Source organism: Pseudomonas sp. Pseusp15 (genome assembly GCF_059492165.1).
The window spans coordinates 4198195-4222254 of record NZ_CP168523.1 but is presented as its reverse complement, the minus strand read 5'-3'; the positions used below and the strand labels follow the sequence as shown (position 1 = coordinate 4222254).

Here is a 24060-nt window from a genome sequence, read left to right as displayed (position 1 = left end):
CCGAAAGTGTCGGCTGCGGCGTTCACACCACGTCACGGTTTCGTGGCATTTTCAGACCGTTGGCCAGGGCACCCTGAGTGGGCATCTTGTTGTGCCCGGCGCGGTCTTTGCCGCACCTCTTCAGGCATATCACGCAGCTTGCCACGCCGCCTTTGAATCATCCGCACCAAAGCGACGTGTTCGGTTCTGCCTACGACTATCCATTAAGTCTAGATGAGCGGGGCGTGGGGCGTTCGCTCACTGACCTAATGCCCTGAGGGCCTGTCGATGCCTGATATATATCAAGCATCACAGGTAAGAAACAGCATCAGATCCGTGGGCAATTCCAGGGAGCAGTTGCGTTGATTTATTGCGCTGTAAACCAAAGGCCCTATAAACATTCACGCTGGATAAAAAGCCCCGCTTTGATCTGATCAACTAAAAGCCCCGAAAAGCTCGGGGCTAACAATCCCTGTCAGACAACCGCAACCCCTGTAGGAGCGAAGCTTGCTCGCGAAAGCGCCAGCTCAGCCAACATCAATACTGATGCCCGGCCACCATCCCAAGCAGCTCACTCCCACAGGCGTCATACCGGTCACCCACCGGCATCAAAACCATCCCGCCATTCTCCAGCCACTACCCTTCAGATGTCGCCGCCCGCTCAGGTGCCGGCGCAGAATCTCGATCCCGCGCAAGCACCTTCACCGCATCATCAACCACCGCCTTACTCATCGCCGTCAAATAATGCGCAGCCCAGGCATGGCGGCTTCAGGCATCGCAAAAAATGTCACTGCCGTCAGATGGACTGTCCCCTTTTTATGCAATTGTTTCTCCCGCATGATAACGCTACCCTTTGCGCCGTTTGGAATTTAAGCTTTAAACAGGAAAAATAATATGGACATTCAGTACTTCTATCCTTCAGCGCGCCGCTTTATAAAAATTGACGCGATCATACTGCTTTTTATTACCCCGCTTTTTGCTCATGCGGACATTACTGAGGAGGAGGCGACGGCTAACTGTCTTAAAATTAGTGAATACTCCGCCGAGGGCGGAAAGTATTACAAGCTTAAGCAATACGCCAAGGCTCGGGAGCAATACGAGCGTCAGGTCGGCTGGTCGGAAAGTTGTCAGCTGGGCGAAGAGGCAGTTGCGATGGCCTACAATAACGTCGCTCTCACCTATGTACACGAAGGCAATTACCTTAAGGCCCGGGCATGGCTGAATATTCTTCCAAACGACAAAAAGTCGATTTTCAATCTTGAAAAATTCAGTGGCGATATAAAAAACTCGGTAGAAAAACTGTCTGCTAAATCAGAAGGACAATATTGGCAATATGCCGGGGCGTCGTTATGGAGCACCATGACTATCAAGCCGCAGGGTCAGAAATACAAAGTTGATTTTCAGGGTTATTACACTGGCCTGATGGCGATGTACTACGGTCCCAATATAGGTGAGTTTTCAACGGTATTAGAGGTTGATAATGGCAAGGCTAAATACGCCATGAGCGGAGATGACGAAGGCGACTGCGTATACGACTTCGACATTAAAAAAGATCTGCTCACTGTAAAGCGCACGGCAGGTGAGTGGTGCGGCTTTGGTCATAATGTGGGAGCTGAAGGCGTTTATAACAGGGTTGAGTTCTAGCAGCTTTCTTGAAATTCGCGAAATTTGGTAAACAGCCGAAACCCTACATAGTCGGACTGGCATTTGTACGAGTGTCGGTAGTAGCAATTCCAGTAACTGATCATGCGTGCTTGCGTCGTTTGAAAGTACGCCTGATTGTCCCGAATAAAACGACCGTAAAGCGCCGGATCGAACTTGGGTAGGTGCGCTTCAACGGTTTCTAGAATCTGGATGACGTACTCGCCTGTCAGTTGCAACACGAACGGGACAATCCAGGGGGCATGCACTGAGAGAATCCGTTCCAATTGACGTTGGCGCACATGACCATCGTGGTGCCGTGTCAGAAGGCACGAGTACAAAAGGCTCTGGGTTTCACTCAAGTAGTCAAAGGCTGTCTCATAACCTAGGTCATAAATCCGGTAGGGAATGATCAACTCCTCCTCACCGACTCTGACCTCTATGAATCGATGCATTTCCACACGCGCCTGGCAGAGCAGCCCTATAACCTGGTCGAGAGCCTCTGCCTCTTGTTTAAGAAAAGCCGGAAACGCCTGGTTTGCACACTGCATTTTCATTCACTGAATATCTTTCAAGTATTCCTTAAGGGCAATGAGCGGTGTATCAAGCTGTTCCATCGTCTGCGCAGCGCTGAAATCTCCTGACAATCTATCTAGTTCTCGACCCAGCGCCGTACCAACTCCACCTATCGCCTCAAGCGCCAGACCTACGCATTCAGCCACTTTGACCTTAATGGTCTCGACATCCCCTCGCCGCACCAGCAACTCAAACACATCCCGCTGGTAATCACCCATGACCAGATCATCACGCAAAATCGGACTTGAATCATCCGTCTCGTAAGCCAGTTTCAGGGAGAAGAGGGCGACGCTTTCCAGCTGCAATTCCATGGTGGGAATCCTTGTGAAATGTTCCGCCGGTGCGGGACGTGCTAAGAGAAGCAAGATCAAAAGATCGCAACCTTCGGCGGCCCCTACACGACAGCGGTGCGGGCAATGGCTTTTCTACAGGCGAAAAAAAAGGCCTTGCAAAGCAAGACCTTTCTTAATTTTGGTGCCCCGAGGGAGACTCGAACTCCCACTCCTTTCGAAAACGGATTTTGAATCCGCCGCGTCTACCAATTCCGCCATCAGGGCTCAATGGCGGCGAAGTATAGAGAGGTGAATACCGCTGGTCAATCAGGTACATGGAGAATTTTTGATATTTCCGCTAGACTTCCCGGCCCTGCTAGACGAACCCCATCATGCGCGTTGCTGACTTTACCTTCGAGCTCCCTGATTCGCTGATTGCTCGCCATCCTTTGGCCGAGCGTCGCGGTAGTCGCCTGTTGACCCTGGATGGGGTCAGCGGCGCCCTGGCACACCGTCAATTCACTGATTTGCTTGAGCATTTGCGCCCAGGCGATTTGATGGTGTTCAACAATACCCGGGTGATTCCGGCGCGGCTGTTTGGCCAGAAAGCTTCCGGCGGCAAGCTGGAAATTCTGGTGGAGCGGGTGCTCGACAGTCATCGCGTGCTGGCCCATGTGCGCTCCAGCAAGTCGCCCAAGCCCGGCTCGAAGATTTTGATCGACGGCGGTGGCGAGGCCGAGATGCTGGCGCGTCACGATGCGTTGTTCGAACTGGGGTTTGCCGAAGAGGTGTTGCCGCTGCTCGACCGCGTCGGGCACATGCCGTTGCCTCCTTATATAGATCGCCCGGATGAAGGCTCGGACCGCGAGCGTTATCAGACGGTGTACGCCCAGCGCCTGGGTGCGGTGGCGGCGCCGACGGCGGGGCTGCATTTTGATCAGCCGCTGATGGAGGCGATTGCCGCCAAGGGCATCGAGACCGCATTCGTGACCTTGCACGTTGGCGCGGGCACGTTCCAGCCGGTGCGCGTGGAGAAGATCGAAGATCACCACATGCACAGCGAATGGCTGGAAGTCGGCCAGGACGTGGTCGATGCCGTTGCGGCCTGCCGCGCTCGCGGCGGTCGTGTGGTGGCCGTGGGGACCACCAGCGTGCGTTCCCTGGAAAGTGCCGCGCGTGATGGCGTGCTCAAGCCATTCAGTGGCGACACCGATATCTTTATCTACCCGGGCCGGCCGTTTCATGTGGTCGATGCTCTGGTCACCAACTTCCATTTGCCCGAATCCACACTGTTGATGCTGGTTTCGGCGTTCGCCGGTTATCCCGAGACCATGGCCGCCTATAAAGCCGCCGTCGACAACGAATACCGCTTTTTCAGCTACGGTGATGCGATGTTTATCACCCGTAATCCCGCACCACGTGGCCCTGAGGACAAAGAATGAGTCGCCAAAGTCGTATGTCGTTTGAGTTGCTTGCTACTGACGGCAAGGCGCGTCGCGGTCGTTTGACCTTCCCGCGCGGTACCGTCGAGACCCCGGCGTTCATGCCGGTGGGCACGTACGGTACGGTCAAGGGCATGCTGCCACGGGATATCGTCGCCACCGGCGCGGAAATCATTCTGGGCAACACTTTCCACTTGTGGCTGCGTCCTGGCACCGAAGTGATCAAGAAGCACGGCGACCTGCACGATTTCATGCAGTGGAAAGGCCCGATCCTGACCGACTCCGGCGGTTTCCAGGTGTTCAGCCTGGGCGCCATGCGCAAGATCAAGGAGGAGGGCGTGACCTTCGCCTCTCCGGTCGACGGCGCCAAAGTGTTCATGGGGCCGGAAGAGTCGATGCAGGTCCAGCGTGACCTGGGCTCGGACATCGTGATGATCTTCGACGAATGTACCCCGTACCCGGCCGACGAAGACGTCGCTCGCGTATCGATGGAGCTGTCGTTGCGCTGGGCTCAGCGTTCGAAGAATGCACATGGCGACAACACGGCGGCGTTGTTCGGCATCGTGCAGGGCGGCATGCACCAGGATCTGCGCATGCGCTCCCTGGAAGGCCTCGACAAGATCGGCTTCGACGGCCTGGCCATCGGCGGTCTGTCGGTGGGCGAGCCCAAGCACGAGATGATCAAGGTGCTCGATTACCTGCCGGGTCAGATGCCGGCTGACAAACCTCGTTACCTTATGGGCGTTGGCAAACCGGAAGATCTGGTTGAGGGTGTGCGCCGCGGTGTGGACATGTTCGATTGCGTGATGCCAACCCGTAATGCCCGCAACGGGCATCTGTTCATTGATACAGGCGTGCTGAAGATCCGTAACGCGTTCCATCGCCATGATGATTCGCCGCTGGATCCGACCTGCGATTGCTATACCTGCCAGAACTTCTCCCGCGCTTATCTGCATCACCTGGACAAGTGCGGCGAAATGCTGGGAAGCATGCTCAATACCATCCATAACTTGCGCCATTATCAAGTGCTTATGGCTGGTTTGCGCGAGGCTATTCAACAGGGTACATTGGCCGCCTTTGTCGATGCCTTCTACGCCAAACGCGGGTTGCCTGTTCCGCCTTTGGACTGAGTTTTCTGACCCCAAGATTCAACATTTGCAACTGGAGTGCTAAATGAGCTTTTTTATCTCTAATGCCATGGCTGACGCTGCTGCACCTGCGGCAGGCCCGATGGGCGGCGGCTTTGAGTGGATTTTCCTGGTCGGTTTCCTGGTCATCTTCTACCTGATGATCTGGCGTCCACAGGCCAAGCGCGCCAAAGAGCAGAAGAACCTGCTGAGCAGCCTGCAAAAAGGTGACGAAGTTGTGACCACCGGTGGTATCGCCGGCAAAATCACCAAAGTGTCCGACGACTTCGTGGTTCTGGAAGTTTCCGACACCGTTGAAATGAAGTTCCAGAAAGGCGCCATCGCCGCCACGCTGCCAAAAGGCACGCTCAAAGCGATCTAAGTTACAACTTCTACTCAATCGACGGGGCGCGCAAGGCGCCCCGCGTCATAAGCGGGCGGCGTGATGCTGAACAAATACCCTCTGTGGAAATACATTCTGATCCTGGCGGTGCTGGCGGTCGGTCTGATTTATTCCGCTCCCAATCTATATCCTGACGACCCGGCCATTCAGGTCAGCGGTGCAAGCACTGCGCTGCAAGTCAATCAGGCTGATCTGGACCGTGTGAGCACCGCGCTCAAGGAATCCGGGATCAACGTCAAGGCGGCCACGCTGGCGGCAAACGGCAAGGGCGGTCTGATTCGCCTGGTCAAGGCTGAAGACCAGTTGCCAGCCAAAGACGTTGTGCGCAAGGCATTGGGCGATGACTACGTCGTTGCACTGAACCTGGCGCAAACCACCCCGCAATGGCTGCGCAGCCTGGGCGCGCACCCGATGAAGCTGGGTCTGGACTTGTCCGGTGGTGTGCACTTCCTGCTGGAAGTGGACATGGACAAAGCCCTCGACGCACGCCTGAAAGTCTACGAAGGCGATGTGAAGAGCCTGTTGCGCAAAGAGAAACTGCGCTATCGCAGCCTGCCGCAACTGGGCGGTGCCATTCAGCTGGGCTTCACTGATGAAGACTCCCGCGAACAGGCCCGTGCGCTGATCCGCAAGAACTTCAACGATTTCGACATTGTTCCGGCCGACCTCAATGGCCAACCGGTACTGCGTCTGGCGATGACCTCGGCCAAGCTGGCGGAAATCCGCGAATACTCCATCAAGCAGAACTTGACCACGGTACGTAACCGCGTCAACGAGCTGGGTGTTGCCGAACCTATCGTTCAGCGCCAGGGCGCCAACCGCATCGTGGTTGAGCTGCCGGGCGTGCAAGACACCGCAGAAGCCAAGCGTATCCTCGGCAAGACGGCCAACCTGGAGTTCCGTCTGGCGGCTGAGCCTGGCGCTTCGAAAGCCACTTCCGAGGAATTCGAGTTCCGTGAAGGCAAGCGTCCTCCGGCTCTGATCGAGCGTGGCCTGATCATCACCGGTGACCAGGTGACTGACGCCAAGGCGGGCTTCGGCGAGCACGGTACGCCAGAAGTGAACATCCGTCTGGATGGTCACGGTGGCGAGCTGATGAGTCGTGCGACTCGCAGCAACGTCGGCCGCAGCATGGCGGTGATCTTCATCGAACAGCGTCCGGTCACCACTTACGTCAAGCAAGTGGTCAACGGCGTCGAGAAAGACGTGCCGGTTCAGACGTTCAAGGAAGAGAAGAAGATCATCAGCCTGGCGACCATCCAGTCGCCGCTGGGTGCCCAGTTCCGCATCACTGGCCTGAACGGCCAGGGCGAATCGTCCGAGCTGGCGCTGCTGCTGCGTGCCGGTGGTCTGGCGGCTCCGATGTACTTCGCTGAAGAGCGCACCATTGGCCCAAGCCTGGGTGCCGACAACATCACCAAAGGTATCGATGCATCATTGTGGGGCATGCTGTTTGTCTCGCTGTTCATCATGGCCATCTACCGCTTCTTCGGCCTCATCGCCACCGTTGCGCTGGCAGTGAACATGGTGATGCTGCTGGCCTTGATGTCGCTGCTGGGTGCAACGCTGACCCTGCCGGGTATCGCCGGTATCGTATTGACCATGGGTATGGCGGTCGACGCCAACGTCCTGATCTTCTCGCGGATACGTGAAGAGATCGCGGCCGGCATGACCGTACAACGGGCAATCAACGAAGGCTTCGGCCGGGCATTCACCGCGATTCTCGACGCCAACCTGACAACCTTGTTGGTGGGCGGGATTCTCTTTGCCATGGGCACCGGCCCGGTCAAGGGTTTCGCCGTGACCATGTCCCTCGGGATCTTTACCTCGATGTTCACGGCCATCATGGTGACCCGCGCGATGGTCAACCTGATCTTCGGCGGTCGTGACTTCAAGAAGTTGTGGATTTAAGGGGCTGCCATGTTACGTACAATCAACTTCATGGGCGTTCGCAACTTTGCGTTCGGCGTCACATTGTTCCTTACCGCGCTGGCAATGTTCAGTGTCTTTCATAAGGGCATGAACTGGGGCCTGGACTTCACCGGCGGTACGCTCATCGAGCTGACCTACGAGCGTCCGGCCGATGTCACCAAGGTGCGTGAGCAACTGGCTACAGCCGGTTATCACGAAGCCATCGTGCAGAACTTCGGTGCGACTACCGATCTTCTGGTGCGCATGCCTGGCGAAGATCCGCAACTGGGTCACCAGGTGGCTGAAGCGCTGCAGAAAGTCGGCGGCGACAACCCGGCTCAGGTCAAGCGTGTCGAGTTCGTCGGCCCGCAGGTGGGTGAAGAGCTGCGCGACCAGGGCGGTCTCGGCATGCTGATGGCGCTGGGCGGCATCCTGATCTACCTGGCTTTCCGCTTTCAGTGGAAGTTTGCGGTCGGTGCGATCGTGTCCTTGATCCACGACGTTATCGTGACCGTCGGTATCCTGTCGTTCTTCCAGATTACCTTCGACCTGACGGTGCTGGCGGCGGTACTGGCGATCATCGGTTACTCGCTCAACGACACCATCGTGGTATTCGACCGGGTTCGTGAGAACTTCCGCGTCCTGCGCAAGGCCAGCCTGATCGAGAACATCAACATCTCGACCACGCAAACCCTGCTGCGGACCATGGCGACGTCGATCTCCACCTTGCTGGCGATCGCGGCCCTGTTGTTCTTCGGTGGCGACAACCTGTTCGGTTTCTCCATTGCCCTGTTCATCGGTGTTCTGGCGGGTACTTACTCCTCGATCTACATCGCGAACGTGGTGCTGATCTGGCTGAACCTGAACAGCGAAGACCTGATTCCTGTGGCGACGAGCGAGAAGGAAGTCGACGACCGTCCATAACGGTTATCGTTTTCCTGCTGCAAGCCGAGAAGGCGCGAGTGTTGAACTCGCGCCTTTTTTCATGCTCCAAGGCTGGGAGAAGCGCGGGTTTGTCCCGTCTGTTATAGCCAGGAGGTTCATGTGAACAAGTCGTTGCTGGTTGGTGCGGTATTGGGTGCTGTCGGTGTGACTGCCGGTGGTGCTGTTGCCACCTACAAACTGGTTAAAAGCGGCCCTGAGTATGCACAAGTGCTGGCCGTTGAACCGGTCAAGACACAAATCAAGACTCCACGTGAAGTGTGCAAGGACGTTACGGTGACCCGGCAAGCGCCGGTGAAAGACCAACACCAGATCGCCGGTACGGTGGTCGGCGCCCTGGCTGGTGGCCTGTTGGGCAATCAGATCGGCGGCGGTACAGGCAAGAAAATCGCCACAGTGGCCGGTGCGGTCGGCGGCGGTTATGCGGGTAACAAGGTGCAGGAAGGCATGCAGGAGCGTGACACCTACACCACGACTCAGACTCGCTGTAACACGGTCAATGACATCAGCGACAAGGTCGTAGGCTACGACGTTCGTTATTCGCTGGACGGCAAGGAAGGCAAGGTGCGGATGGATCGCGATCCAGGCAATCAGATTCCGGTCGACAAGGATGGCAAGCTGATCCTGGGGCAGAACGAACCGGCCCGGTAATGAGCTGAGCGTCTACTCAAAAAGAAGCATCCCGCAAGGGATGCTTTTTTTGTGCCCGAATTTCATGTGTCACCTTCAACGTGTTATGCAAGACTCTTCATTTTTGCGGCCTTTTGCCCGCCAGTCCTGAGCCCCCATGCCTGCCATCGATCATCCCCTGATAGACCAGTTCCTCGACGCCCTGTGGCTGGAGAAAGGCCTTTCCGATAACACCCGCGATGCCTATCGCAGCGACCTGGCCTTGTTCAACGGCTGGTTGCAGGAAAAAGGCCTGGAGCTGATCAACGCCGGGCGCGAGTTGATCCTCGATCACCTGGCCTGGCGCCTGGAGCAAAACTACAAACCCCGTTCTACGGCGCGATTCCTCTCCGGTGTGCGTGGTTTCTATCGCTATTTGTTGCGGGAAAAGCTGATTGCCGTGGATCCGACCCTGCGCGTGGATATGCCGCAACTGGGTAGGCCATTGCCTAAATCCTTATCGGAAGCCGATGTGGAGGCCTTGCTGGCTGCGCCGGACTTGAGCGAGGCCATCGGTCAGCGTGATCGCGCCATGCTTGAGGTGCTTTACGCGTGTGGCTTGCGGGTGACGGAGCTGATCAGCCTGACGCTGGAACAGGTCAACCTGCGCCAGGGCGTGCTGCGGGTGATGGGCAAGGGCAGCAAGGAGCGGCTGGTGCCGATGGGCGAGGAGGCGATTGTCTGGGTCGAGCGTTACATGCGCGATGCCCGTGGCGAGTTGCTGGGCGGGCGTCCCAGCGATGTGCTGTTCCCCAGCCAGCGCGGTGAGCAGATGACCCGCCAGACCTTCTGGCATCGCATCAAGCACCAGGCCAAGGTCGCCGGGATCGGCAAGTCGCTGTCGCCGCATACCTTGCGTCATGCCTTCGCCACGCACCTGCTCAACCACGGTGCCGACCTTCGGGTGGTGCAAATGTTGCTCGGCCACAGCGATCTCTCCACCACCCAGATCTATACTCACGTCGCCCGGGCGCGCTTGCAGGATCTGCATGCCAAGCATCACCCCAGAGGCTAATCAATGCGGGATGGTTACAAACCCTGTGGCGAGGGGGCTTGCCCCCCCGTTCGGCTGCGCAGCAGTCGTCAAGCCTCACGCCTCGGTCCATATGTCGGATAGGGATCGCCAAAGAGGGGCTGCTTCGCAACCCAACGGGGGCAAGCCCCCTCGCCACACGGGCCTTATGTGGTAGGCTTTGCCGGTTTGCACGATGGGCGGTTATGACCCGGTGTTTCGGCACGGGCGTTCTGATCGTCCCATTTGTCCGCCTTCAGGAGTTCTCATGCGTCTGACCCAGATTTTCGCCGCTGCAGCCATTGCGTTGGTCAGCACCTTTGCCGTCGCCGATGACGCGGCCGACCAAGCCATTCGTAAAAGCCTGGAAAACCTCCAGCTCGACGTGCCGGTCGAAACCATCACCGCCAGCCCGCTGCCAGGTCTGTACGAAGTCAAGCTCAAGGGCAGCCGCGTGCTTTACGCCAGCGCCGACGGCCAATACGTGGTTCAGGGCTACCTGTTCCAGCTCAAGGACGGTAAACCGGTCAACCTGACCGAGAAGACCGAACGCCTGGGCATTGCCAAACTGATCAATGGCATTCCAGTGGCTGAAACCGTGGTCTACCCGGCCATCGGCGAAACCAAGTCGCACATCACCGTGTTCACCGACACCACTTGCCCGTATTGCCACAAGCTGCACGCCGAAGTGCCTGAGCTGAACAAACGCGGCATCGAAGTGCGTTATGTTGCGTTCCCGCGCCAGGGCCTGGGCTCGCCGGGTGACGAGCAACTGCAAGCCGTGTGGTGCTCCAAAGACAAGAAAGCCGCCATGGACAAGATGGTCGATGGCAAGGAAATCAAGGCCGCCAAGTGCGATAACCCGGTGTCCAAGCAGTTTGCCCTCGGTCAGTCGATTGGCGTGAACGGTACACCGGCCATCGTTTTGGCTGACGGTCAGGTCATTCCGGGCTACCAGCCTGCGCCACAAGTCGCCAAACTGGCACTGGGCGCGAAGTAAATTCGCATCGTCACGGCCAGCCTTTGACGAGCGTGGTCCGGCGGCAGCATTTGCCGGGCCATCAATAGAGAGCCGCGAACCTGCGGCTGTTTTCACGGCCGGCCTCGAGTCGGCCGTTTTATGGGGAGTTCACAGTGAAACCGGTCAAAGTAGGCATCTGTGGGTTAGGGACCGTCGGTGGCGGTACCTTCAACGTACTTCAGCGCAACGCCGAGGAAATTGCTCGTCGTGCCGGGCGTGGAATCGAAGTGGCACAAATTGCCATGCGCACGCCAAAGCCTCAGTTCCAGACGACCGGTATTGCGATTACCAACGATGTCTTCGAAGTGGCCACGAACCCTGAGATCGACATCGTCATAGAGCTGATGGGCGGCTATACCGTTGCCCGCGAGCTGGTACTCAAGGCCATCGAGAATGGCAAGCATGTGGTCACCGCGAACAAGGCACTGATTGCCGTTCACGGTAATGAAATTTTCGCCAAGGCTCGCGAGAAGGGCGTGATCGTTGCGTTCGAAGCGGCCGTGGCCGGCGGCATTCCGGTGATCAAGGCGATCCGTGAAGGCCTGTCCGCCAACCGTATCAACTGGGTGGCCGGCATCATCAACGGCACCGGTAACTTCATCCTTACCGAAATGCGTGAAAAAGGCCGGACCTTCGAAGACGTGCTGGCCGAAGCGCAGGCCCTGGGTTACGCCGAAGCCGACCCGACGTTCGACGTCGAAGGCATCGACGCCGCCCACAAGCTGACGATCCTGGCGTCCATCGCGTTCGGCATTCCGCTGCAATTCGACAAGGCCTACACCGAAGGCATCACCAAGCTGACCACCGCTGACGTGAACTACGCCGAAGCGCTGGGCTATCGCATCAAGCACCTGGGCGTGGCGCGCAGCACCGCGGCCGGTATCGAGTTGCGCGTGCACCCGACGCTGATCCCGGCCGATCGCCTGATCGCCAACGTCAACGGCGTGATGAACGCGGTGATGGTCAACGGTGATGCTGCCGGTTCGACCCTGTTCTACGGTGCTGGCGCCGGTATGGAACCGACCGCTTCGTCGGTAATCGCCGATCTGGTGGACGTGGTTCGCGCCATGACCTCCGACCCGGAAAACCGTGTACCGCACCTGGCCTTCCAGCCGGATTCGCTGTCGGCCCACCCGATCCTGCCGATCGAAGCCTGCGAAAGCGCTTACTACCTGCGCATTCAGGCCAAGGACCATCCGGGCGTGTTGGCCCAGGTGGCGAGCATCCTGTCGGAGCGCGGCATCAACATCGAATCGATCATGCAGAAGGAAGTCGAGGAACACGACGGCCTGGTGCCGATGATCCTGCTGACCCATCGCGTGCTGGAACAGCACATCAACGATGCGATCGCTGCCCTGGAAGCCTTGGCGGGCGTGGTCGGTCCGGTTGTACGGATCCGCGTCGAGCACCTGAACTAAGCCGTTATCGTTCACCGGGCCCGCACGCGGGCCCGGCATTGCGAACACTGTCCATTGGAGTCAGTCATGCGTTACATCAGTACCCGCGGCCAGGCACCGGCCCTGAATTTCGAAGACGTCCTGCTGGCCGGTCTAGCCACCGACGGCGGTCTGTACGTCCCGGAAAACCTGCCACGTTTCACTCAGGAAGAAATCGCTTCCTGGGCCGGCCTGCCGTATCACGAACTGGCCTTCCGGGTGATGCGCCCGTTCGTCACCGGCAGCATTCCCGATGCCGATTTCAAAAAGATTCTTGAAGAAACGTACGGCGTGTTTTCCCACAACGCCGTGGCGCCGTTGCGTCAGCTGAACAGCAACGAATGGGTGCTGGAGCTGTTCCACGGCCCGACCCTGGCGTTCAAGGACTTCGCCCTGCAACTGCTCGGTCGCCTGCTCGACTATGTGCTGGAAAAGCGCGGTGAGCGCGTGGTGATCGTCGGCGCTACCTCCGGTGACACCGGTTCGGCGGCCATCGAAGGCTGCAAGCATTGCGAAAACGTCGACATCTTCATCCTGCACCCACACAACCGCGTGTCCGAAGTGCAGCGTCGCCAGATGACCACCATCTTCGGCGAGAACATCCATAACATCGCCATCGAAGGCAACTTCGATGACTGCCAGGAAATGGTCAAGGCGAGCTTCGCCGACCAGAGCTTCCTCAAGGGCACTCGCCTGGTAGCGGTGAACTCGATCAACTGGGCGCGGATCATGGCCCAGATCGTTTATTACTTCCACGCAGCCCTGCAACTGGGTGGCCCGGCGCGTTCGGTATCGTTCTCGGTGCCGACCGGCAACTTCGGCGATATCTTCGCCGGTTACCTGGCGCGCAACATGGGCCTGCCGATCAACCAGTTGATCGTCGCCACCAACCGCAACGACATCCTGCACCGCTTCATGAGCGGCAATCAGTACGTCAAGGAAACCCTGCACGCCACGCTGTCGCCGTCCATGGACATCATGGTCTCGTCGAACTTCGAACGCCTGCTGTTCGACCTGCACGGTCGCAACGGCGCGGCGATTGCCGGTTTGATGGACACCTTCAAGCAGGGCGGCGGTTTCAGCGTCGAGCAGGAACGCTGGACCGAGGCGCGCAAGCTGTTCGATTCGCTGGCGGTGGATGACGCCCAAACCTGCGAAACCATTGCCGAAGTCTTCGAGCAAACCGGCGAGCTGCTGGACCCGCACACCGCCATCGGCGTGAAGGCCGCGCGCGAATGCCGTCGCAGCCTGGATATCCCGATGGTGATCCTGGGCACGGCTCATCCGGTCAAATTCCCGGACGCGGTGGAAAAAGCCGGTGTAGGAAAAGCACTCGAACTACCTGCACATCTTTCTGATTTGTTTGAGCGAGACGAGCGTTGCACCGTGTTGCCGAATGACCTGAAAGCCGTGCAGGCCTTTGTCAGTCAGCATGGCAACCGCGGCAAGCCACTGTAACCGGTAAAAGCTGTCACATTTTGAAGCCCGTCTCCTGACGGGCTTTCTCATTTCTGCATGCCACACTTGTCGGGTTTCGTAAATGAAGAGCCGCCCATGAAGGGCGGGCGAGACGATCACCAAGGAAGTGGCAATGCTGTTTTTTAGAGGGTTTAAACCAGCTGCGTGCTGGATATTTCTGGTCGGAGCCATGAGCGTTGCTCAATGGGGGCTGGCGGCGCAATTGGCGGCTTATGAGCCCCGGGGGGCGGTCGCCGAGGCCGCTATCGGGCTAGACGCTCAGGAGCTGCAATGGATTGCGGAACATCCGACGGTCACGGTCGCGTCGGCGCAGTACCCGTTGTATCTGTTCAAGGATGAGCATGGACACTGGAGCGGGTTGAACAACGATGTGCTCAACCGCATCAGCGCCATGACAGGGCTGAAGTTCCTCCATGAAGAGACGTTTTCCACCGATCAATTGCTGGAGCGGCTGGAAAGCGGCGCGGCAGACATTAGCACCACACTGGCAATGAGTGAGGAGCGCAAGGAGTTCCTGGATTTCAGTCATGCGTTCGGTGGTGCGGGCTGGGTGTTCGTCGGGCGAGCGGGCGCGCCAGCGGTGCAATCCATGCAGCAGCTGTCGAAAAGAGTACTGGTGCTGCCAGCCCGGCATGCGCTGGAGGCGACCATTCGTCGCGACTATCCGTCCATCGAGCTGCGTTCGGTCAAAACCTACGCCGAGGCCAGGGCGCTGGTCGAAAGCGGCGAAGCCTACGCCACCATCGAGAATGAAACCGGGGCGCAGCTCTATCCGTCAGGGCAGCTCAAGGTGGGCGATACGGTGGAGGGTAAATGGGAAGCTGATCATCTGGCGCTACGCAAAGGGCAGCCGCAATTGTTGAGCATCCTCAACAAGGCGCTCGAAGCGTTTCCGCCTGCCGAATTACGCGCGATTCGCTTGAAGTGGCTCGATGGCATTGTTCCTGTACAGACGCCTTCGACCTGGCAGCAAATAACCGAATGGGGCTGTTGGGGCATTTTTTTCGCCAGTGTTTTTGTGCTGCTATCCCTGTTGTGGAACCGACGACTCGCGATGTTGATCCAGCAACGTCGGGACGCCGAAAAAGACCTCAATGACCAGCTCGCCTTCCAGCACGCCTTGATAGACGCCATGCCCGATCCGATGTTCGTGCGTGATCTGGAAGGGCGTTTGATCATGTGCAACAAAAGTTATGAGGAGAGTTTGTCGACCCGTTTCGACCAGATTCAGGGGCGCCGACTGATCGAGCTTGATGTCTTGCCCAAGGAAACCGCCGAGCAACTGCACGCCGAGTTCATGGCCCAGCTGGGTACGCGCAAGACCCGCTTCAGCGAGCGCCAGTTGATGTTCAAGGACGGCGTCAGGGACATCTATCAGTGGACGGTGCCGTTTTACAGCGCGGACGGTCAATTGCGAGGACTGTTGGGCGGATGGACCGATCTGGCCAAGCGGAGACAAGGCAGGCGTAAAGCGCAATGCCTGTAGCAGCTGCTACAAGGCATGTGTCTCGGGTGAAAGGGTTTAAACGCGGCTGTTTTTTTACTGTCATCTTTTCCGGGCATGCTTTATCCACCAGAGGCGCCGGTGCGCCTGCCGTTGGAATCCAGAACTTTCTTCTCGGGCCTGGGGTCAATTACTGTGGATACGCCCCAGGCACTTTGTTTACGGACTATTGAGTGGTGATCGAGATGGAAAGTATCAGTCTATTGCTCGGCGAGGCTCTGAGCCCGTACCAAGTCACGTTGACCCCATCGGGTGCCCATGGCGAATGCCTGGTGACGCTCAAGAGTGCGACCGGCGCTATCGTGGTCGAACGGCTGTTCAATCAGGCCCAGTTAACCGATAAACGTCTGCTGACGGATGTCGTCGACGGCTTGCACCGTGACGTAATGATCGCTGAAGGACGCCTGGAGCCCTGTGTTATCGCGGCGTTGCGCAATGCTGCTCAGGACAAGCGCCTGGCCAGCCGAAATTGAAGTGTTTTTTGTGGGAACCTTCCTGCGCCAAGGTCAGTCAGACCATGTAACGGCAGGATCAAGCATTGTGCTCCGGTGCTTGTAGCTTGCTGCTACGGGTCTGTAATACAGGCCACGTTTAACCCCGAGTTGTCTCCCCACTTCTCGGGGTTTCTTTTTGCCTGCGATTTGTCATTGCGTGGCCTGATGCTCGAAAAAGGCCTTGGTTTCTTCCAGGTAATTCTTGCGTCTTTGCGGGTCGAGCCAGTCGGCATACAACGGGTCCAGGTGCTCGCGGGGCAGGGCGCGCAATAGTCGGTTGATTTCACTGATCGCCTGTCGACCCAGGGGCGTATTCGAGCAACCGATGTACACGGGCATGTAGTTGCCCGTGCCTTTGACCGGGTAGAACTCCAGTTGCTCATCGGCCAGGTTTTCCTGATGGGCCTGATAGCGGATTTCCGGCCAGTAACCCAATACCACCTGCAAACGACCCAAGCGTTGCATCTGCAGCAGGCTGCCGAGGGCGTCATTGCCATAGTGGGGCGTCAGCGCGCCGGCTGGCGCCTGTTGCAGCAGTGTGTCGAGGAACTCACCGTAACGGCGCTCGGCGATCACACCGACTTTCTGTCGACCGCTGGCCAACAGGGCCGCCAAATCGACTGCACCGTTGGAAAGAAACGGCTCCAGCACCGACCGATCTTCACGTCGGATCACCAGCCCATTGCTGACCACCCGGAAGGCCGGAATGGAATACGTGATCCACTGTTCGCGCTCCCTGCTCCAGACCAGCGAGGGGTCGCAGGTAAAGGATTCTTCGTGAAGCATCTGCATGCCGCGGGCGCGATTGACCCGTATCAGGGTATGTTCGTACTGCGGCATACCGGCGATCAGCAGGGGCATCAGTTGGTCAATGACGCCCTGGCCTTTTTTCGGGCCTTCGAAGATCGTCAGTGGCGGCAGGTCGCGCAACAGCCAGAACAAATGCTCCTTAGGTTGCGCCAGGGCCGGGGATATCAGGCCCGACAACAGCCCGAGCGCCGCCAGCAGGCGCCCGATGCCGGCGTAATCGAGGACAGATGAAAGCAGGCGATTCAGCTTAGATGGCCCCGTCTTCACGCAGTCGTGCGATCTGTGCCGGGTCGTAGCCCAGATCGTGGAGGACTTGCGCATTGTGTTCACCCAACTGCGGCCCGACCCATTCCGAGGTGCCGGGTGTCTCGGAAAGCTTCGGTACGATGCCGGGCATCTTGAAGTCCTTGCCGTCGGGAAGCTTGGCTTGCAGGAACATTTCCCGGGCCAGGTATTGCGGATCGCTGAACATGTCTTCGGCGCTGAAGATCCGGCTGGCGGGAACGTCGGCCTGGTTCAATTGCTCGATCACCGCGTCCAGTGGCAGTGAGTTGACCCAGCGATCGATCACCCCGTAAATCTCGTCGCGACGGCTGTCACGCCCGTCGTTGCTGGCCAGCACTGGGTCGTTGGCCAGATCCTCGCGGCCGATGATCAGCATGAATCGCTTGAAGATCGCATCGCCGTTGGCGCCGATCTGCACGTGTTTGCCATCGGCGCTGGTGTGGATGGAGGAGGGTGTGATGCCCGGCATGATGTTGCCGGTGCGTTCGCGGATGAAGCCGAACACATCGAACTCCGGGACCATGCTTTCCATCATGGCGAAGATCGCTTCATACAGCGCCACGTCCACTACTTGCCCCAAACCGCCGTTGACCTCGCGATGACGCAAGGCCATCAGTGCGCCGATCACGCCCCAGAGCGCGGCAATCGAGTCGCCGATGGAAATCCCGGTGCGCACTGGCGGCCGGTCCTCGAACCCGGTGATGTAGCGCAGGCCGCCCATGGACTCACCGACCGCACCGAAGCCCGGCTGATCTTTCATGGGGCCGGTCTGGCCAAAGCCCGAGAGCCGCACCATCACCAGTTTCGGGTTCAGCGCGTGCAAGACTTCCCAGCCCAGGCCGAGCTTTTCCAGCACGCCGGGGCGAAAATTCTCGATCAGGATGTCCGCTTCACTGAGCAGCTGTTTCAGGATCGCCAGGCCATCGGGGTGTTTCAGGTTCAGGGTCAGGGATTTCTTGTTGCGCGCCTGAACGAACCACCACAGCGAGGTGCCTTCATACAACTTGCGCCATTTGCGCAACGGATCACCGCCGTCCGGTGACTCGATCTTGATCACTTCGGCGCCGAATTCGCCGCAAATACGCGAGGCAAACGGCCCGGCAATCAACGTACCCAATTCGATGACTTTCAGACCCGAGAGCGGTTTATTGGAGAACGGCATGCGAAATCCTGTAGGACAAAGGCTGAGCGAATGCAGCGTTTTATCATAGGCCGACATCCATCGCCCAAAGTTGATTCGCCTTCAATTCGTTGATTGCCCTCTTGCATCGGTTAGACTTGCCGCCTTTCCCCGTATCAAGAAGCCCGTTCATGGCCCAGCCGTCCACGACCTACAAGTTTGAACTGAACCTCACCGACCTCGACCGCAGCGTCTACGAGAACGTGAAGCAGACCATCGCCCGTCACCCTTCGGAAACCGAAGAGCGCATGACCGTGCGGCTGCTGGCCTACGCCTTCTGGTACAACGAGCAGCTGTCTTTTGGCCGCGGTCTGTCAGACGTGGATGAGCCGGCGCTGTGGGAAAAGAGCCTGGACGACCGTGTCCTGCACTGGATCGAAGTCGGCCAGCCAGACGCCGACCGCCTGACCTGGTGCTCGCGCCGCACCGAACGCACCAGCCTGCTGGCCTACGGCAGCCTGCGTGTCTGGGAAGGCAAAGTGATCCCGGCGATCAAGACCCTGAAAAACGTCAACATCGCCGCCGTGCCCCAGGAAGTGCTGGAAACCCTGGCCAAGGACATGCCGCGCGTTATCAAGTGGGACGTGATGATCAGCGAAGGAACGATTTTCGTCACCGACGACCGTGGTCAGCACGAAGTCCAGTTGCAATGGCTGGCCGGCGAACGCGGCTGATTATTCGCCGCTTGGCCGCGTCCCCCGGTTTTATCCTACGTATTCAAGAGAAGCACCTGTCACCCCATGCGCATCGAACCTCGCCTGTTGCCCGACACCCTGCCATTCCTCGGTGATATTCCACCGCTGCTGACCCGCCTTTACGCGGCGCGGGGCGTGCAGTCCGAGGCTGAACTGGACAAGAGCCTGGCGCGGCTGATTCCGTTCCAGCAGCTCAAGGGCATCGAGGCGGCGGTGGATTTGTTGGTGACGGCGCTGGAGCAGCGTCAGCGGATTCTGATCGTTGGCGACTTCGATGCCGATGGCGCGACGGCCAGTACCGTGGGCATGTTGGGGTTACGCCTGTTGGGCGCGGCGCATGTCGACTATCTGGTGCCAAACCGCTTCGAGTACGGCTACGGCCTGACCCCGGAAATCGTCGAAGTGGCGCTGACCCGCGAGCCGCAGTTGCTGATCACCGTGGACAACGGCATTTCCAGCGTCGAAGGCGTGGCAGCGGCGAAAAAGGCCGGGCTCAAGGTGCTGGTCACCGACCACCACTTGCCCGGCGACGAGCTGCCGTTGGCCGATGCCATCGTCAATCCGAACCAGCCGGGTTGCGAATTCCCGAGCAAAGCCCTGGCCGGTGTCGGGGTGATTTTCTATGTACTGATGGCCCTGCGTGCGCGTTTGCGCAGCCTGGGCTGGTACGAGAGCAAGGCGCAGCCGAACATTGGCGAATTGCTCGACCTGGTGGCGCTGGGCAGCGTCGCCGACGTGGTGCCGCTGGATGCCAACAACCGGATTCTGGTGCATCAGGGCCTGGAGCGAATTCGCGCCGGGCGTGCGCGGCCGGGGATCAAGGCGATCCTTGAAGTGGCCAAGCGTGATCATTCGCGCATCACCTCCACTGACCTGGGCTTTATCCTCGGCCCGCGTCTGAATGCGGCAGGGCGGCTGGATGACATGAGCCTGGGCATCGAGTGCCTGCTCACCGAAGACGCCGGCGCCGCCCGTGAAATGGCGGCTCAGCTGGATGGCATGAACCAGGACCGTAAATCCATCGAGCAGGGCATGCAGCGCGAGGCGCTGGCCCAACTCAAGGATCTGCCGGTGGAATCGATGCCGTTCGGCCTGTGCCTGTTCGATCCCGAGTGGCACCAGGGGGTGATCGGTATCCTCGCCTCGCGTATGAAAGAGCGTTATTTCCGTCCGACCATTGCCTTTGCCGATGCTGGCGATGGCCTGCTCAAGGGCTCGGGGCGTTCGGTTCAGGGCTTTCACATTCGCGATGCCTTGAGCGTGGTCGCGGCGCAACATCCGAACCTGATCAGCAAATACGGCGGCCACGCCATGGCGGCCGGCCTGACCTTGCCGGAAGCGAATTTTCCGTTGTTCGCGCAAGCCTTCGACGCCGAAGTGCGCAGGCAAATGCGCGAAGAAGACCTGACCGGGCGACTGCTGTCGGACGGCACCCTGGCGGTCGAGGAGTTTCACCTGGAACTGGCCCGCGCCCTGCGCCACGCCGGACCTTGGGGGCAACACTTTCCGGAGCCGCTGTTTCACGGGGTGTTCCAGTTGGTCGAGCAACGAGTCGTTGGCGAGCGGCACCTTAAAGTGGTGCTGAAGAGTGCATGCGGCTCGGTGAAGCTGGATGGCATCGCCTTTGGTATCGACCGGGACATCTGGCCGAATCCGACCATCAAGTGGGTCGAATTGGCCTACAAGCTCGACCTCAACGAGTTTCGTGGGAACGAGACTGTACAGTTGATGATTGCCCACATCGAACCGCGATAATGTCTAACTGCTGTTGTGGTTTTGGTTTGACCTCAAATTGGCGGTGTTTCATTTCTTGAACCCTCCCTGATCCCGCGATGTCGACTAGGCTCTAAGCACTGCTTGATTATCCTTGTGACGTCTTGTCGAATTTTTTGCCCGCGGGGGCGGGTGCTGCACCTTTTTCCTGTCACTCGTCGACTATTCAAACAGAACCCTGGAGCCTGCCCACTGATTTGAGAGGTGCCCCATGAGTCTGCTGCTTGAACCCTATACCCTTCGTCAATTGACCCTGCTTAACCGCATCGCGGTGTCACCGATGTGCCAGTACTCCAGCGTCGATGGGCTGGCTAATGACTGGCATCTGGTCCATCTCGGCAGCCGCGCGATCGGCGGCGCAGGTCTGGTATTCACCGAAGCCACGGCGGTCACCGCCGATGGGCGTATCACCGCCCAGGACCTAGGTCTCTGGAATGATCAACAGATCGAACCCTTGCAACGTATTACGCGTTTCATTGCCGCTCAGGGCGCCGTTGCCGGCATCCAGCTGGCCCACGCCGGGCGCAAGGCCAGCACGCATCGGCCGTGGCTGGGCAAGCATGGCAGCGTCAAGCCGGAAGATGGCGGCTGGATCCCGGTCGGCCCTTCGCCGATCGCTTTCGACCCCCAGCACACCCCACCCAAGCAGCTTAATGAAAGTGAGATCGCCGAGGTCGTCCAGGCTTTCGTCGATTCGGCCAAACGGGCGTTGATCGCCGGTTTCAAAGTGGTCGAAGTGCACGCCGCCCATGGGTATCTGCTGCATCAATTTCTTTCGCCCTTGAGCAATCAACGGCGCGATCAGTACGGTGGCTCATTCGAGAATCGTATTCGGCTGGTGCTGCAAGTCACCGAAGCGGTGCGGGCCGTGTGGCCTGAAGAGTTACCGGTGTTTGTGCGGGTATCGGCCACTGACTGGGTGGAAGACGGTTGGAACCCCGACGAAACCGTGGAGCTGGCGCGACGTTTGAAAGATCTGGGTGTGGACCTGATCGACGTTTCGTCGGGCGGTACGGCGGTAAATGCCGAGATTCCTACAGGGCCCGGTTATCAGACCCGATTTGCTGAGCGGGTACGTAAAGAGTCGGGCATTGCCACCGGCACGGTAGGCATGATCACCGAGCCAGCCCAGGCCGAGCATATTCTGCGTACCTGTCAGGCCGACATTATCTTCCTCGCCCGGGAGTTGTTGCGTGATCCGTATTGGCCGCTGCATGCCGATGACGATCTGGGTGGGCACAAGGCGATCTGGCCGGCGCAATACCAACGGGCCACTCATCGTGACCAGCCGATTCATGAATCGGATTTGCGTGACTGAAGGCCGCTGTAAAAACGAAAAGCCCCGGTCGGGTTGACCGGGGCTTTTTAACGCCAAAAGATCGCAGCCTATATCAGGTGTACTTGCGCTTATCCGGCGCCGGCGGGAAATACTGGTACAACCAGGTTTCACTCAACGTGCGGTCATTGGTGCGAATGAACAACCGCAGCTCCACCGGCGCCACGCTGTCATTGGTCGGGTACCAGTCAAAGGTGATTCGGTAGCCCTTTATGTCATCGAGCACCAGCACGTTGAAATCCTTCACCTGACCGTTCGAGCAGGTCACCACCGGTTCGATCCCCGCGCCTTCGGGCAAGCGGTCCAACCCGCCGCCGGTGAAGTCCACGGCAAAGCGGCGTGCCCAGACTTCAGGATAATGCTCACCCGGTGCCCAGCCTTCGACAAAGCCGCCCATGCCCGAACGGGTCGCGTTGACCCGTGCCAGCGGCGTACCCGTCGGTGGCAGGGCGCTCCAATAGAGCTTGTAGCCGTAGTTCAGGGAGTCACCGGCGGCGACCGGTTTCTTCGGCGTCCAGAACGCGACGATGTTGTCCAGGGTTTCGCCGGTCGTAGGAATTTCCAGCAAATCGATAGAGCCTTCGCCCCACGCGGTCGTAGGTTCTACCCACAGGCTCGGGCGCTTGCTGTACCAGTCGACGGTGTCCTGATAACTGTCGAATTCATGGTCGGTCTGCACCAGACCAAAGCCTTTCGGGTCGGTGTCGGCGAAGGCGTTGAATTGCAGGGTGGCCGGGTTGTTCAGCGGACGGCAGATCCACTCGCCGTTGCCACGCCACATGGCCAGGCGATCGGAGTCGTGGATTTGCGGGTGAATGGTGTCGCACATACGGCGTTCGTGGGTGCCGCAGCTGAACATGCTGGTCATCGGGGCGATGCCCAGTTGCTCGATGGCGGTGCGGGCATTGACGTGGGCGTCGACTTCCATCACCACGCGCTCGGCCTGGCAATCGATGTCAAAACGGTAGGCCCCGGTGGCGCTTGGCGAATCGAGCAGGGCGTACACCACGAATCGGGTGCTGTCCTTGTCCGGTGTCTCGAACCAGAACTTGGTGAAGTCCGGGAATTCTTCACGCTTCTTGGCGTAGGTGTCGATTGCCAGGCCGCGGGCCGACAAACCGTACTGGCCGGTGGCGTCTACCGCACGGAAATAGCTGGCGCCGAGGAACGACAGTACGTCGTGCTGATCCAGCTCCGGGGCCTTGAACAGCTTGAACCCGGAAAATCCCAGGTCGCCCTTGAGCTGCTGGGTATCGACGGTGGTTTTTTCATAATTGAACAGCGACGGGCGGAAATGCACCTCGCGCGCCAGTCGAGTCTTGGGATCGACGCTGTACATGCGCACCGGCTGCTTGAAACCCATGCCGACGTGGAAGAACTGCACGTCCAGCTGACCTTTCAGATCCTTCCACAGCGAGTGATTGCCGTCGTAGCGGATCGCGTTGAAGTTCTGCGGCGTCATGGTTGCCAGCGTCGGCGGCAGCACCTGTTTGGTGTCCTGATACGGCTTGCCGGCGAGCTGTTTGGCCTGGTTTTTCAGCGCTTCGAAGTCGAACGCCTGGGCGTCGCCATCGGCAGTGCCACTGCCGGCCCAGGCGTTTGCGGCCAGCAGGCCGGTGGCCGAGAGACCGGTGTAAGCCGCGATGGCCATGGACGCTTTGAGCAAATTCCTGCGATGCATAAGTACAACCTGTCGTGAACAATCCCGCGCCGTTCCTGGCACGTGCTGGATCAGAAATAGCGGTTCGGACATGCCTTGGCCAAACACAACGGACTGTAAAGAGATGCCAAATAGCTTAAACCGTTCGATTACAGAGCAAAAATGATTGATAGCACCGCGACAGCGCGGCAATGAAACAAGACATGTCAGGTAACGTTTCTCACAGCGTTTTCTGATTTATAGGGCATATCTGCTTTTTTCGACTAATTACTCTAAAAACCGCTTTTCAGCGCCGATTTAATTTCTATTCTATGGGCATGACCGGTTTCGGCCCTTCAGGCCGGTGGGTTCAGTGCACACAAGACGGCCGCTGAAAGTGATAGGGCGATGCGGTTTTGCAGTTTTCTTTGACG

At 58.7% G+C, this 24060-nt stretch carries 21 protein-coding genes, 1 tRNA gene and 1 pseudogene; 16 read left to right on the top strand and 7 right to left on the bottom strand.

Going from position 1 to position 24060, the window contains the following annotated elements:
• Positions 1-615 precede the first annotated feature (615 nt).
• Positions 616-744 (bottom strand): annotated as a pseudogene (locus tag ACEN8R_RS19160) (DUF3077 domain-containing protein); the annotation flags it as partial.
• Positions 745-873: 129 nt separating this feature from the next.
• On the opposite strand from ACEN8R_RS19160, the gene ACEN8R_RS19155 reads away from it, so the two are divergent.
• Entirely contained in the window at positions 874-1623 is a 750-nt protein-coding gene (locus ACEN8R_RS19155; protein ID WP_230139360.1) for a tetratricopeptide repeat protein, read from the top strand.
• Here ACEN8R_RS19155 and ACEN8R_RS19150 read toward each other — a convergent pair.
• The 3 genes from ACEN8R_RS19150 to ACEN8R_RS19140 form a co-directional block, all read right to left on the bottom strand.
• Positions 1620-2177 (bottom strand): hypothetical protein, encoded by a 558-nt coding sequence (locus tag ACEN8R_RS19150; protein WP_258613154.1) that lies wholly within the window; start codon positions 2175-2177, stop codon positions 1620-1622. The genes ACEN8R_RS19155 and ACEN8R_RS19150 overlap by 4 nt on opposite strands.
• Positions 2178-2507: a hypothetical protein gene (locus ACEN8R_RS19145; RefSeq protein WP_495624260.1), complete on the bottom strand. Its 330-nt coding sequence runs from the start codon at positions 2505-2507 to the stop codon at positions 2178-2180.
• Positions 2508-2668: 161 nt separating this feature from the next.
• A tRNA-Leu gene (locus ACEN8R_RS19140) sits at positions 2669-2753 on the bottom strand.
• Between the two features lie 107 nt (positions 2754-2860).
• Here ACEN8R_RS19140 and queA point away from each other — a divergent pair.
• The 12 genes from queA (at position 2861) to ACEN8R_RS19080 (ending at position 15887) form a co-directional block, all read left to right on the top strand.
• The gene (queA, locus tag ACEN8R_RS19135; RefSeq protein WP_019651853.1) at positions 2861-3910 is read left to right on the top strand and encodes a tRNA preQ1(34) S-adenosylmethionine ribosyltransferase-isomerase QueA; all 1050 of its coding nucleotides are present in this window, start codon (positions 2861-2863) and stop codon (positions 3908-3910) included.
• Positions 3911-3924: 14 nt separating this feature from the next.
• Positions 3925-5040 (top strand): tRNA guanosine(34) transglycosylase Tgt, encoded by a 1116-nt coding sequence (gene tgt, locus ACEN8R_RS19130; protein ID WP_019651852.1) that lies wholly within the window; start codon positions 3925-3927, stop codon positions 5038-5040.
• A gap of 43 nt (positions 5041-5083) precedes the next feature.
• Positions 5084-5419 carry a preprotein translocase subunit YajC gene (gene yajC, locus ACEN8R_RS19125; protein ID WP_007934009.1) on the top strand — a complete coding sequence of 112 codons (336 nt, stop codon included), beginning with the start codon at positions 5084-5086 and terminating at the stop codon, positions 5417-5419.
• A 63-nt stretch (positions 5420-5482) separates the two neighbouring features.
• Entirely contained in the window at positions 5483-7351 is a 1869-nt protein-coding gene (gene secD, locus ACEN8R_RS19120; RefSeq protein WP_495624259.1) for a protein translocase subunit SecD, read from the top strand.
• 9 nt (positions 7352-7360) lie between these two features.
• Positions 7361-8275, top strand: a complete 915-nt coding sequence (gene secF, locus ACEN8R_RS19115; RefSeq protein ID WP_018926706.1) for a protein translocase subunit SecF — start codon at positions 7361-7363, stop codon at positions 8273-8275.
• A gap of 120 nt (positions 8276-8395) precedes the next feature.
• Positions 8396-8944, top strand: coding sequence for a glycine zipper 2TM domain-containing protein (locus ACEN8R_RS19110; RefSeq protein WP_018926705.1), 549 nt, complete (start codon positions 8396-8398; stop codon positions 8942-8944).
• A gap of 136 nt (positions 8945-9080) precedes the next feature.
• Entirely contained in the window at positions 9081-9977 is an 897-nt protein-coding gene (gene xerD / locus ACEN8R_RS19105) for a site-specific tyrosine recombinase XerD (protein WP_007934017.1), read from the top strand.
• A 265-nt stretch (positions 9978-10242) separates the two neighbouring features.
• Positions 10243-10974 carry a DsbC family protein gene (locus ACEN8R_RS19100; protein WP_018926704.1) on the top strand — a complete coding sequence of 244 codons (732 nt, stop codon included), beginning with the start codon at positions 10243-10245 and terminating at the stop codon, positions 10972-10974.
• A gap of 134 nt (positions 10975-11108) precedes the next feature.
• Positions 11109-12413, top strand: coding sequence for a homoserine dehydrogenase (locus ACEN8R_RS19095; protein WP_018926703.1), 1305 nt, complete (start codon positions 11109-11111; stop codon positions 12411-12413).
• Between the two features lie 66 nt (positions 12414-12479).
• On the top strand, positions 12480-13889 hold the full coding sequence (thrC, locus tag ACEN8R_RS19090; RefSeq protein ID WP_019651847.1) for a threonine synthase: 1410 nt from the start codon (positions 12480-12482) through the stop codon (positions 13887-13889).
• Between the two features lie 133 nt (positions 13890-14022).
• Complete coding sequence (locus ACEN8R_RS19085; protein ID WP_495624258.1) at positions 14023-15396, top strand: transporter substrate-binding domain-containing protein; 1374 nt, start codon at positions 14023-14025, stop codon at positions 15394-15396.
• Between the two features lie 203 nt (positions 15397-15599).
• Positions 15600-15887 carry a DUF3509 domain-containing protein gene (locus ACEN8R_RS19080; RefSeq protein WP_018926700.1) on the top strand — a complete coding sequence of 96 codons (288 nt, stop codon included), beginning with the start codon at positions 15600-15602 and terminating at the stop codon, positions 15885-15887.
• 171 nt (positions 15888-16058) lie between these two features.
• On the opposite strand, the gene ACEN8R_RS19075 is transcribed toward ACEN8R_RS19080, so the two are convergent.
• Together ACEN8R_RS19075 and ACEN8R_RS19070 are read right to left on the bottom strand one after the other, a co-directional pair.
• Positions 16059-16985 carry a TIGR02285 family protein gene (locus ACEN8R_RS19075; RefSeq protein ID WP_138866857.1) on the bottom strand — a complete coding sequence of 309 codons (927 nt, stop codon included), beginning with the start codon at positions 16983-16985 and terminating at the stop codon, positions 16059-16061.
• Positions 16966-18165 (bottom strand): CaiB/BaiF CoA transferase family protein, encoded by a 1200-nt coding sequence (locus tag ACEN8R_RS19070; RefSeq protein WP_018926698.1) that lies wholly within the window; start codon positions 18163-18165, stop codon positions 16966-16968. Before ACEN8R_RS19070 ends, ACEN8R_RS19075 begins: the two co-directional genes overlap by 20 nt.
• Before the next feature lie 149 nt (positions 18166-18314).
• Between ACEN8R_RS19070 and ACEN8R_RS19065 the strand changes: the two genes are divergently transcribed.
• The 3 genes from ACEN8R_RS19065 to ACEN8R_RS19055 all read left to right on the top strand — a co-directional run bounded on the left by ACEN8R_RS19065 (position 18315) and on the right by ACEN8R_RS19055 (position 21969).
• Entirely contained in the window at positions 18315-18857 is a 543-nt protein-coding gene (locus ACEN8R_RS19065) for a YaeQ family protein (protein WP_007940622.1), read from the top strand.
• Between the two features lie 66 nt (positions 18858-18923).
• Complete coding sequence (gene recJ / locus ACEN8R_RS19060) at positions 18924-20633, top strand: single-stranded-DNA-specific exonuclease RecJ (protein ID WP_495624257.1); 1710 nt, start codon at positions 18924-18926, stop codon at positions 20631-20633.
• A gap of 229 nt (positions 20634-20862) precedes the next feature.
• Positions 20863-21969 carry an NADH:flavin oxidoreductase/NADH oxidase gene (locus ACEN8R_RS19055; protein ID WP_018926696.1) on the top strand — a complete coding sequence of 369 codons (1107 nt, stop codon included), beginning with the start codon at positions 20863-20865 and terminating at the stop codon, positions 21967-21969.
• Between the two features lie 73 nt (positions 21970-22042).
• Here ACEN8R_RS19055 and ACEN8R_RS19050 read toward each other — a convergent pair whose 3' ends face one another.
• Positions 22043-23668 carry a glucan biosynthesis protein D gene (locus tag ACEN8R_RS19050; RefSeq protein WP_018926695.1) on the bottom strand — a complete coding sequence of 542 codons (1626 nt, stop codon included), beginning with the start codon at positions 23666-23668 and terminating at the stop codon, positions 22043-22045.
• Between the last annotated feature and the right edge of the window lie 392 nt (positions 23669-24060).